The following is a 12,431-nucleotide window of genomic DNA, read 5'->3' as shown; positions in this document are numbered from 1 at the left end:
CGACTTTCACCTCAGCAGACAGAAGACACGGGGAATCAGGCACCCCCATCATTCGCGAAAAGTAACCGTTTGGTATCCAGAAGCAACAAGATTTTATTAATTATCCTGCAGAGCTTTTATTGATCGTAGCGCAGTTTTTACAAACCTTAGCAAATCCAGCGTGTTATAAAATGTTAGCGCAACGGGACTCGACCAAAGAGACGATTAGCCCCCTTAAATCGATCGCGTTACAGGTTTCGCCGGGGCCATGCCCCGGGCGAGACCTTCTGGTGCGATGCCCTCTCCGCCAACCTGGCCCAATGCCTTGCTTCCCGTATTCAGACGATGTCCGGAAGAAGCCATGACACTTTTCTAGGACTCGGGCCAATCGACGCATCAATCGAAAGCGCGGCGCGGCTGAGGGGGAAAGAACGGCAGAGGCGCCGATCATCAGAAGTATTGGTTCGGGTGTCGAATTGAGGGGTATCAACTCGATGTCGGAGGGGACTCTCAAGCCAGTCCTAGTCGGTGGATGCCAGGTCCAGCGGCGACGAGCCATATTCAACGCGAACGTCGGCCACTTTCGAATAGGGGTCGCTGAACCTTTGCCGCCGCACTCACTTGACCCCTAACTCCGGCTTCTATCGGGGGCGCCGCCGAGTTGGGTAACGCTCAGCAACCGCCACGGTCGATGCTCGGCACGCTCGACGGTGAGTATCCGCGGCCACTGAGACAAGTCGCGCCGGATCCACCGCCGATTCGGCCGCGCGACTCGCCATCACGGGTAACTCCCGCTCAGACTGAGCTGGTTGGCCGCGACCCGTGCCAACATCAGTAACGTTGCCGAGTAGTAGTTTTCTCCCGCAGCAGACTGTTGCGGGATCTCCCACGGTTTTCCCGCCAACAGCGCATTGATGGCCATTCCGCCTTCGGATAGCGGGTATCCCGCGACCTCGCCGGTAGTCACATCGATCCAGGCCGGGGGCAGCGGTGTATCCCAGAATCGCGCGATCTCCTCGAGCGTGTCGACATCTCGACGATTGCCCCAAGTGAAGTAGAGTGGCACCCGCACGTTCTCGAAGCCGAAGCGTGGCGGCCACTTCTCGGCAGGCGCCAATCTGGCAGAGTCGCTCAATCTCAACCAGTCGGCAGGCAGGTCATGGTCGCCGAATCGGGCCAGCGTCAACAGTCGGGCGCCACTGTCGATCAGCGACTGCCAGGGACCGGCGGGCTCCCTGGCCGCGAAATCCCGCAATGCCGGCAAGACCCAGTAGGACAGGTTGATGTTCACGTACCCGGGGTGACGAAACCCTTGCATGGCGGGCAGCAGGATGCGATATCCCGCTACCTCCACGATCAGGTCATCCTGGACCGCATCCAGTATCTGGTCGGCGCGAGCCCGATATCTCGGGTCGTCCCAGCGATCAGCGGCCAGTTGCAGTGCCCAGGCGATGAACAGATCCCCGTCACTGGCATTGTTGATATCCGCGACGGGAGGCGTGGACGCCGGGTCATAGCGCCACGAATAGAGGGCGACATCCTCTCTCGCCAAGTGAGCTTCGGTCCATTGCCACAACCGGTCGAAGGTTTCGCGATCCTGAAACTGAACCGCCAGGTACATCCCCCAGCCCTGCCCTTCGGTATGACTGACATTGCCGTTGGCGGTATCGATGATCCGACCCTCCGGCAACAGAAAATGCGACTTGTAGCTCTCCCAGCCCGCGTCACCGCGGGAGAAGAAGGGTTGAGCCCATGCCGTGGCCGACATCGCCAGCATCACCATGATCCACAGTCCCTGGCGCAGTCGCCCGCTCAGGAACTGCCAACGCTCAGGAACCGCCATAGCGAAATGCCAGGTATCGCCCCGGCTCTCCATGCCGGTACGCAATAGGGGCATCGCCGCCTTCTCCATCGAGCCAATGTTTGTAGAGCCCTTCGAGCAATGCGCTGATGGTCCTTGTCCAGGCTTCGCCAGCCACCGGATCTTCGACCGTATCGACCGCCACGGGGTAGGCGACATGCTCGATAGCCAGATGATCATCGCTTGCGTTCAACGTGCACCATCCCCAATCCATACTGTCCAATCGCGCGTTGATCTGAGCTTCGAGATCGCCCAGGGTCGCCGGCGCGTCCAGCGGGTACTCGCTTGCGAGATGACGGCCGACGTGACGCATGAATCTCGCACTCTCTTCCTTGCCTGCCGATGACTGCATCTCGCTGGCCAATACCTTAAGAAAGGTTCGCCATTGGCGGCTGCAGTGCCGCCGGGTGAAGTAATCCAGACTAAGACGATCGTGTTCATCGATGGATTTCAAGGTCCCGCTCCCAAGCGATAATCGAGATACAACTGCCCCGTACTTTCCGAGTAATCACCAAAGGTGTCATAGCCGACCGCGCCCCCGACGCTCAAGTTCGGCGCCACCTCATAGGCAACGCCCCCTTTCAGCGTGATGCCGAAGCCGCTCTTGCTCTCGCCCTGATAGCGCGACTGGCCGACCAGCCCTGCCCCAGCCAGCGTGTCCAGCAGATCCTGCGCATCACCATCTTCGGGGAAGTAGTCAGCATCGTCCTCGCTGTAGCTCTGAAAACCCGGTGCAATGCTGGCGTGGTAGGTCCACTTGTCCTGGCGCTGTCGGTAACTGATCGGCAGCGAGAGGCTCACGTAATCCTGCGGACTGAAGTAGCCTCCGTGACCATAGGTAAAGTAGCGCAGGTTCTTGTCGTACCCCATGTAGCCGAGGTTGACCCCGATCTGAAGCTGGCGATCCGGCTCGTTGATCGGGCGAACATAGGCACCCGTGGTGACCTCCACGGAGTGGTTGTCGGCAACATGCTCGCCCTCGTACGCGTAGGCGCCTGCAGATGCGTAGGCTCCGCTGTCACCATCATCGTAGGCGATACCGATTGCGCCGCCGGTACGCGTCACGCCGCCCCAGGTTTCGCCTGTCAGTGGATCCTTGACCCCAGCGTAGGATAGGACGCTGTCCGTCACCGCCCGTCGCTCAATCTTCAGTTCCAGCGTGGTGTTGTCCGTCAACTTGGGGCGCCAGGCGACGCCACCGACAACATTGGACTTCTCGAAGCCCTGAGGCGTGGCGCCGATATCGATGTCCGCGCTATCCCAGCGATATGCCAGTCTCAGACCGACCCCTGCATCATGGATGGAGTCGGGACTGCGTGCCGCGCTGGGCACCGAACTCAAACGGCGCGCGATACCCTGCTGCACGTTGGCAATGCTCTCTTCCAGTGTCTGGCGAATATCATCGAACCCATCGGCGTCGACATTCTGGAAATCCGCGTCGAACAGCACGTCGATATCGCGGCGCAATTGCGCCTGATCGGCTGTCGACAGATCATCCGTCACCACGAAATCCGTAACCGCCGTCCGGAATTTTGCCAACTGCTCGGTCGAGAGCGAGGCCGTTTCGATTCCGGACTCGAAGAACGGATTACGCGACAAGGCGTCATCGAAGTTCTCCGCCGCCCGCGCCAGCTGCCGCTCGATCAGCGGGTCATCCGGATTTTCCTGCGCCTGAATCTGCAGCGCCGCGTAACTGTCCGCCGACTGCTGAATGCTGTCGAGCACGGTACCGACACCGTCCAGACTGTCGCTTAGGTTTTCGGCAGCATCCACGAACACGTTGGAGCCGTAGCGGCCGCGAGCGTTGCTGCCCGGTGTCCCGGCAGAGATATATTCGGGCGAGAGCGACACTTCCAGGCGACCGCGCTTGAATGGCGCCGCCGAAAAAGTGACGCTGCTGCCTAGCGAAGTGAGCTCGCTGAGCCCCTCCTCCCCGTCTCGGGAACGCAATGTCGCTTCCGGCTTCAGGTATGTCGCCGTCTCGTCATGCAGTTCCGCCAACAGGCGGTCGATCTCCACCAGCACGGGATCATCGGCAATCGAATCGACACCCGCCGACGCTTGCGACGAATCCGGCGCGCCCGGCAGCCAGGCCCCTCGGGAAGCCATCGCGCCGGCATTCGCGACGGTCACCCGGGCGGCATCCCGCGTCCGGCGGAAAGGATTGCCTGGCAGCAGCAATTGACTGCTGGCGACTCGTGTTCCAGGCAGCAGCCACTGATCGCCGTCCTGCTGGAGTCGTTGCGCCCGCGCCTGCTCGAGCAGTTGAACGGCCTGCCGATGGTCTCCCTTCATGCGCGCGGTGCGCGCCGCCAACACCACCAGCTCGGGCGATCGAATGGGAGCATGGTCCACCAGCAGTTGCTCGGCACGGTCGCCCTCGCCCTGCTCAAGCGCCGCGTTCACCGCGCCAGCGAGCACGTCATCGTTGTCCGGATTCCGCTCCAGCAGGTGGTCATAGACAGTCCCCGCGGCTTCGGGCATGTCGCCACTGGAGTAGAGTCGCCCCAGAGCCAGCAACAGCGAGGTGTCGTCCGGCGCGGCTTGCAACTGGGGCAGCAACACGTCGTAGGCGGCCGCATACTGCTGCTGCTGACGCAGTCTGTCGGCCTCGACGACCGCGAGGCCTCGCGCGGTCGACTGGACTGCCAGACGATCCTCGCTGCTCGAGGCCGCCTCATCCAGCCGTCGCAGCAGATCGTTCGCCTCGCGGATACGTCCGGACTTGGCGAGCACGAGAGCGTAGTTCAGATAGTCGGTTGGGGACTCGTCGATGTCGGCATCGGCCAGGCGACTCCGAACGAGTTGCAGGGCCATTCCCTGTTCGCCGTTGTCTGCCATCAACAGCGCCAGGCCACCCAGATCCGCAGGCGTCTGCGGCGGCTGTCGATACCAGTCGAGCAGCGCCTGTCGCGCGGCGGGATCGTGACTGTCCAGGCGTTGGCGTAGAGACGCCAGCCGCCGATTGAACGTCACCCGCTGCGCCAGGGCGACGGTGTCCGCATCTCGCCCCTCCGTCGGCAGGCGATCGAGAAATTCCGCCGCCTCGTCCCAATGCTGCTGCTCGCTGGCCAACAGCGCCGCCGCCTTGAGTGCATCCGGCGAAGCAGCCGTTCCCAGTAGCGGGGACATCACGAAGCTGGCCTGATACGGCTTGCCCTGAGATTGATAGAGACGCGCAAGATCCAATCGTATCCAGGGATCTTCCGGAGCCAGATTGACCGCCTGAATCAACTGCTGCTGTGCCTGCGTCGAGTTACCTGCCAACAGAGACTGGTTCGCCTGCTGTCGCAACGCCATCGCCTGATCATGACGCGGATCGCCAAGGCCGTCGCGAACTCGGGCCGGCAACTTCTCGGCAACCTGAGCCGCCTCGTCCCAGCGTTTCTGGTCCCGAAGCACGTTGACAAGACCACTGGCCGCCGCAACGTCGGAGGGACTGCGCTCCATCAACCGACGATACCCCTGCTCCGCAGCCTCCAGCTGTCCGTCGCGGCGCAGCAGTTCTGCCTCGAGCAGTTGTGCGGAGCGGCCATCCTGGCCGGATGTTCGACCCAGCGGAGCCACCTTGCTCAGCGCCTGGTCGAGATGCCCCTGGTCCGCCAGACGCCGAACCTCGGCCAATTCCGCATAGAAGCTGGCGCTACGAAACGCCCCCTGCCAGCGAGAAGCGCTCTGCGGCGAGAGCGAGATGGCTCTGCCAAGCTCGTCCCGCGCCTCGGCGAAACGCTGCCGGCGTAGTTGAACCAGACCCAGCCCGGCCAGCGCCTCGGCATCGTTTGGCGTCTCGTCCAGAACACGCTGGAACTGACGCTGCGCTTCATCGAGGTTCTGCTTGTCCAGAGCCGTGTAACCGGCTTGTCGCGCCGCGCCTAGCGTGTCGGTCTCGGGTGCCGCGGTCTTGGCAAGATAGTACTCCCGCACCGCCTGGTCGTCGGGATAACGTTGCAGATAGCGTTCGTACACGCCCTGATCGTCAGCACTGGCATCGAGCCAAAGCAGGGCTTGACGCCAGGCAGCCTTCACATCCGTACTCTGGGACATCGCCGCCAGCCGCGCGATGCCATCCTCGCGAGTCTCTGCTCGATAGGTGAGAACCCGGGCCAGCGCCAGAGACACGGCGTGATCGCCCGGATCCCGCTGATTCAGACGTTCCAGGCCGGCACGCGCTTGCTCCCAGCCCTCGGGCGTACCTGCCAGCGTTTCGTAATATTCCGGGGCCAGATCCCACGGTGGGTCCGTGGGTGAGATCAGGCTTTGATACGCCCGCACCGCCTGCTCGGTATTGCCGGCGCGCGCCAACGCCCGGGCTCTAGCCAGTTCGGCGTTGTCGATGTCACTGCGCGCCTGCGCCTGGCGCAATCGTTCTACCCGGGGGTCGTCCGGCGCGGCTTGAGACAGTTGAGAGAGCCACCGTGTCACCGCTTCCGTGTCCTGATTGGCGACGGCCATCATTCCCAGACGATAGAGCGCTTCGGGGTTGCCAGGATCCGCCGTCAGTACCCGATTCAAGGATTCTTCGGCCAGATCATTGCGTTGATGTGACTGCCAGAAATCGGCCTGCTCGAATAACGGCTGAAGCGTCGCATCCGATGACTGCGCCAGAACCGAAGCACTCCCCCCGAGCGCGCACAATAAAATGGCCTTCCGCCACAGATCACGCTTCATGACGGTCCTCCTTCGAGGGCTGGCGATTGGCCGCACGCTGTTTCAGCGCCGGATAGAGGAGCATCGTGCACATCAGCAGACAACCGATCAGCAACCACATCAGCCACCAAGGGCGCTGACTGAAGAGCCATACCCAGTAAAGCGGCAATGGCATGCTACCGACCTGATATTTGGGCGAGAGGGAAAAGCTACTGACGGTACGGTCGCTGTCGATCAGAACGACGTCGCCGCGAATGGCGGCACTGACTGCCAGGTCCGAGAAGGCCGACATCATTTTCGGCATGGCGCCGGAGTCCGCCGCCGTCAGTAGAATGGCACTGCGCCCGCCGCCGGAAGGCGCCTCGACGCCGATCAAGGCGTTGACGCTACGGCGACTGATCAGCGCCCGCTGCAACGCATCGCCGTCATTGCGCCAGTCGCCCTGAGCCCAGCGCATCATGCGCTGGCTCCATGGCAGATCCTCGGCTACCAGCTTGTTATCGATGATGCGAACCGAGCCCTCCGCAAGCAGCGCTGCCGAGACCGGAGAATCCGTGGTCGCGATGACCAGCAGGTCGCGATCGGTGTATTGCTGTAACCCGGTCACACCCAATCCGACACGCGCCCCATAGGCCGCCACCCCGCTCGACTCGCCCAGGCGAGCGGCGGCTCCCATCATCGCCGTCAGCTCGTTGGCATCGGGTTGCGCGGAGAGAATGAATGCCGTTGTCGAGAGATCTGCATATCGCGTGAACGGAAACCCCGCCCCGACAAAGTAAGAGAGATTGGGAAGCGAGTCGAAATGACGGGTCCGGCTTAGATCGAGTGTCGACGTTCCGTCGACTTCGCTCTGCACATTGCCGCCGACCGGCGCGCAGCCGGCACTATCCTGGGTCTGGATATTGAAGTAGAGACTGAGCGTATTCTCGCCATAGATCAGGTAGGGCGGAATATCGATCACCCCGCTGTCACGGCGAGTGTCGCCACCGAGCCAGCCCCAGGCGCGCTCGAGGAAGCCGGTGTGGTTGACACCGAGGGAACCGAGATAGGTCCCGTTGAGGTTGACGTCCAGCCGTGAGCGAGTTTCATCCAGCCAATCGCTTCCGGGAAAGGTATAACGCAGACGCAGGGGAATCGTGTCTCCCGGCCACAGGAAGAGATCCGGTGACGCTCTGAAGTTGATATCGATGGCCGAGTGGGCGATGTCCGGACTGACCAATGTGTCGGGCGTCACCAGCGCATCCAGCCTGACCGGCACTTGCGTCGAGATCCAGTTGGGGACCTGGTAGGCCTCCGGAGAGGAACGCGTCACCGGCTTTGCCGCCACCTCGGCTCCCGAAAGCGTCGGCTGATTGGCCACGAAATAGCGCGCGGCGGAAAGCACGCCCGTTGCATCGTCACCATGAATCAGCATCAGCGTGCGGGTCGGATCGCGCGGATTGTCGATCAGCCGCACGCCATCGCCCGCCGACTGTGCGGCGGTAATGCCGGGAATCGGCTCGTCTCGGTTGGTGAAGACGATGGCGTCTTCCGCCGGCAGTTCGCCCAAATGCGTATCGAAGTCGATGCCTCGGGATCCGACGCGGGTCCCGATGTAGGAGGCCATCAGTGCTGCCGCCTGCAATGTCGTCTCGCTCGGGTGCTCGGGAACGACGATGGAGACGTGAGGGGGGGATATCGCCACGTCATCGAAGAACGGCAGTGGATAATTGGCCAGATCATGCCCCAGAGCGAATCGCTGCCGCGATAGTTGAATCAGCGACTCGGCGGCAATGACCAGCCCGCCGCTGACACCCTCCTCGAACAGGCACTCTTCGCTCTGCTGACGGGTAATCGCAAAGTCCAGTTGGTTGTGAGTCACCAGCAGTGCGGGGGCGACGGGCAGTGTCAGCGAAAAGCGCTCTCCGGCCTCCTTGTCGAGAACGACGCTTCTCAGAAGCTGGCCATTGAGGGATACGTTGAGAAACGCACGCGAGGCCATCTCCGTTTCGGGCATGCGAATGTCGAGCACCAGTGAAGCTTGCGTCGCGATGTCATCAGGGCGTAGCGAAAAAGCCACGCCGGAGTGGGTCTGGCTGCCACCCAGCACCATGTCACGCTCGCCATTCAGCTCCCCTAGAGTCACGCTCTCCCAGACCGGACCAGAGGCTTCGGAAGAGGCGTTGCCGCTGCCCCCAGCGAGAAACGAGAGTCCGCCATCCGCCTGACGTTGTGGCGCGGGCAACCCCGTGACGGCCGAGGGGCGCGGGCCGGCGGTAAGAGTGACGTCCGACGACACCGACTCCTGGCTGAGCGCACTGCGTGCCGTAATCAGCAGAAGCGCCGCCAGGAAGGTAAGCAGGAGCAGGCGTCCGGCGGGCCAAGCCGATTGGACGATGGTTTTCCGAGAACCGTCATGCCGGCGTTGCCAGGAGGTGAAGAATAGCCCGAAGACGGCCTTGACGACCCACCATAGCGACCGCAGAGGATGATCGACCTGCTCGCCAGTAGGCAACCAAGCATCCGCACGGCCCATCACGGCCCGCACCAGCATGCGCCGCTGGCCGATATCCAGGCGCCCGAAACGCAGCCGCACCTCGCTGGTGTCAGGGCGCTCCTCCAGCGCCTCCCGGCGGATTTCGGATACCGGGAAGGCGATGTAGCGCTGATCCTGATGTAACTCGATCCACTCGATCTCGCCCACGAAATTGCCCGCCGTGGACGGCACCTCAATGCGCGCTCCCCCCATCGACAGGTTGTTGACCAATCCCGATATGGCGTGCCCGCTGGCCATGTATACCGTCGCCGGTAACGAGACATCCACCCGCACATCATGCCGGACCTGCCGGGTTTCCCTGGCGACGGCAATGGCCGCCATCAGCATCAGCAGACTGAAGGAGGCCCAGAACAGATTGAGAAACATGACGCCACGTTCGATGCCGAAGTGGGTATCCCATATCAACCTGACCACGCCCCAGACGATGGCCACGAACAGCAAGACGGCCACTATCAAGTGAGGACGCACGATACGAAAATCGAAGAAACCCTCCGGCAGGAGTCCCCCCTTGTCCGTCACGTTGAACTTGCCTCGCCGCGGGTTGATCAGTGTCGAGAACGTCACCTTCACCAAATGGAAGGACAACACCGTTTCGTAGATTTCCGCCCAAAAGCTGAAACGATAGCGCCCCTGCAGTAGCGAATTGAGTGCCAGGGTATGGGCCAGGTGGGGCAAGGCGTAGACGAAGATCATCGATGCCGAGGCCGCGATGATGTTCTGCCCTATCAGCAGATACGCCAACGGCGCCGTCAGGAAGACGATTCGCGGCAGACCGAACTGAAAGTGCAGAATGGCGTTTAGATAACAGAGCCGCTGCATGAAGGATAACCCTCTGCCCAGCATCGGGTTGTCCCTGCGCAGGATCTGCGTCATACCACGCGCCCAACGCATGCGCTGGCCGACATGCAGGGAAAGCCGCTCGGTGGCCAGGCCTGCGGCCAGAGGGATCCCCAGATAGGCGGTCTTCCAGCCTCGGCGCTGAAGCTTGAGCGCCGTGTGTGCATCTTCGGTCACCGTTTCCACGGCGAATCCATCGATTTCCTCCAGCGCCGATCGGCGAATGACTGCACAGGAACCGCAGAAAAAGGTCGCGTTCCAGTAATCGTTCCCTTTCTGGATGAGCCCATAGAAAAGTTCATCCTCACTGGGCATCTGATGGCCCACACTGAGATTTCGCTCGAACGGATCGGGGGAGTAGAAATGGTGCGGAGTCTGAATCAGCGCGAGATTGTCATCCACCAGGAAACTGCCCGTTGTCATCTGTAGAAAACCGCGCGTGGCCACATGATCGCAGTCAAAGATGCAGATGAGCTCGCCCCCGGTCTTGCTCAGAGCGTGATTGAGGTTGCCCGCCTTGGCGTGCTGATTGTCATCGCGGGTGATATAGCCGACGCCCGCCGACGCTGCAAAGGCGGCGAAATCGGGGCGACGGCCATCGTCAAGCAGATAGATGCTCAACTTGTCGCGCGGGTAATCGATGTTCTGCGCCGCCAGGACCGTATCCTGCACGATCTGCAGACTCTCGTTATAGCTGGGTATATATACGTCAACGCTCGGCCACCGTTCCATGTCGTCCGGAAGCGGTTCGACTTTCCTTTCCAGCGGCCAGAGATTCTGCAGGTATCCCATGATCAGGATGAGCCATGCGTAGGTCTCCGCGGCGAAAAGCCCATACCCCAGAATCGCCTCGAGGGTACTCTGAAAGACCAGTGTCTCGGTGGCACGCCAATACAGATAACGGGTTGAGATGACGGCGGATAACAGGATCAGAAAGACCGCGATGGGCTTGGACTTCGCCCGCAACCGTAACAGGATGAGCATCGCCGCTACGGTGATCAGGCCAAACAGCCCCTGGTGCGCCACCGACATGGGCGTCAATACGGTCAAGGCAATCACAGGCAGCGTGATCAGGACGACGATCACCAGCCACAGACGCGACACGGCGTTCTTGAATACGGCCACCTAGAATGGCCTCCCACCGTCACCGGCAAAATTCAGCGGGAAGCGCTCGGCCAGACGTCGAGCCAGTTCCCCGATATCCCTTGCCGCAGCACTGGCAGGCGCCAGATCAAATACGGAGCGCTGTTCGGCCAACGCCTCCATAAGGGCTTCATCCCGGTGCACGACACCCCACTGGTACGGGCCGAAGCGCTCGAGCATCAGACCGACCACTTCGCGATTGAGCCGCGAACGCGTGTCCATCTGATTGATGACGTAACCCAACCGCCCATCATTCTGGGTCGCTCCGGTTTCTCCGTGAAACGCATTCATTCGTGGGAGTAGCGCCAGAGAGGCGGGATCCGCCAGGAACACGGCCAACGACAGGTTGGCGATATCGCGCATGACCTCTGTCACCGGGCTCTGGCCGGCTGGCATATCCACCAGCACGAAGGTATTGCGACTCTGTATCAGTCGCTCGAGGTGAGGTTCGACGAAACTGCGCTGGCCGAGCGCTTGCAAGAGTGCACGCTGCTGGCTGACGCTGCCCAATCCGAACGGCAGCATCTCGACACCATCCGCGACCGGCAGCAGCAAGGCACGCCAGTCGCCTTCTTCCTCGAATCGGGTCACCAACCCTCTTTCGTCATCCAGACCGAACCGGGAATGCAGGCACAACGCATTCTGCGGATCGAAGTCGATCATGACGACGCGATATCCGAGGCGCCGCAGCGCCTCAGCGAGATTGGCGCAGAGCGTGGTGGTACCGACACCGCCCTTGGGTGACATGATATTGATCAGCGGCATCGTGAGATCCGCTTCAGCAGGCTGGACAGAGGCTCGCCGTGTCCCTCGGAGGGGCCGGACGCCAAGGAGGCACTGGCCGGGACTTCCGCCTCGAAGAGCTTGAAGTTCGGTAATGGTTCAGGCGGATGCGGCCGTTCTCTCTCGAGCGTCGGCAGCGACCCGCGCAGCGCCGGCTCGTTCTGTTCCTGCGGCGCCAGTGCCGGCCGCGAGGGGTACAGTCCGGGAGTCACGGACGAGCACGCCGGCTCCGGCGACACCGCAATGTCAGCTCGTTGGACGGCAGGCTCCCGCTGGCCAGGGGCGACTGTCTCTACTCGGGGCGGCGGTGGCGCCATCGCACTGGAGTCGGCGAGCGGCACACCTCGAACCTGGTTGAGGAGCAACCAACGTCCTTGACCGGACTGGGGAGCGGTCTCCTGGTACCGTACCCGGTCCTCTCCTACCACCCTCAACAAATGCGAAATATCCTGAGACTGCGTCACAGTTGTTCCCCGAGCCAGATGTCCGCGGCGGCTATCGCGGCGACATCCCGAATCGCCGAGCCCCAATAAGCCACCAATTTATTAGATTTATGCCATATATAGATACAAACAGTAACACACTAAAGGCGAATTGCACGCACCATTCTACAGATAGTCTTTTTTCATTAGTTTTTTAATACTC

The 12,431-nt window shown here is 61.7% G+C and carries 5 protein-coding genes; all 5 read right to left on the bottom strand.

Annotated features, from left to right (window positions below; genetic code table 11):
* Positions 1 to 757: 757 nt before the first annotated feature.
* Genes AAGT95_RS11045 through bcsQ form a run of 5 tightly spaced genes read right to left on the bottom strand, consistent with a single transcriptional unit; the run spans position 758 to position 11,768 of the window.
* Positions 758 to 1,876: a glycosyl hydrolase family 8 gene (locus AAGT95_RS11045; RefSeq protein ID WP_342593811.1), complete on the bottom strand. Its 1,119-nt coding sequence runs from the start codon at positions 1,874 to 1,876 to the stop codon at positions 758 to 760.
* On the bottom strand, positions 1,809 to 2,294 hold the full coding sequence (gene bcsD / locus AAGT95_RS11040; RefSeq protein WP_342593810.1) for a cellulose biosynthesis protein BcsD: 486 nt from the start codon (positions 2,292 to 2,294) through the stop codon (positions 1,809 to 1,811). The genes AAGT95_RS11045 and bcsD overlap by 68 nt, the downstream gene beginning before the upstream one ends.
* Positions 2,291 to 6,508, bottom strand: coding sequence for a cellulose biosynthesis protein BcsC (locus AAGT95_RS11035; RefSeq protein ID WP_342593809.1), 4,218 nt, complete (start codon positions 6,506 to 6,508; stop codon positions 2,291 to 2,293). Before AAGT95_RS11035 ends, bcsD begins: the two co-directional genes overlap by 4 nt.
* A complete protein-coding gene (gene bcsA, locus AAGT95_RS11030) occupies positions 6,498 to 10,985 on the bottom strand; it encodes a UDP-forming cellulose synthase catalytic subunit (protein WP_342593808.1) in 4,488 nt (1,495 codons plus the stop codon). The genes AAGT95_RS11035 and bcsA overlap by 11 nt, the downstream gene beginning before the upstream one ends.
* A complete protein-coding gene (bcsQ, locus tag AAGT95_RS11025) occupies positions 10,986 to 11,768 on the bottom strand; it encodes a cellulose biosynthesis protein BcsQ (RefSeq protein WP_110601208.1) in 783 nt (260 codons plus the stop codon). It abuts the gene before it with no gap.
* Positions 11,769 to 12,431: the final 663 nt, after the last annotated feature.

This window comes from Salinicola lusitanus (assembly GCF_038648475.1).
In the GTDB taxonomy this organism is placed as follows: domain Bacteria; phylum Pseudomonadota; class Gammaproteobacteria; order Pseudomonadales; family Halomonadaceae; genus Salinicola; species Salinicola lusitanus.
Note: the sequence above shows the minus strand (reverse complement) of the source record. Positions and strands in the feature narration are given on the sequence as shown.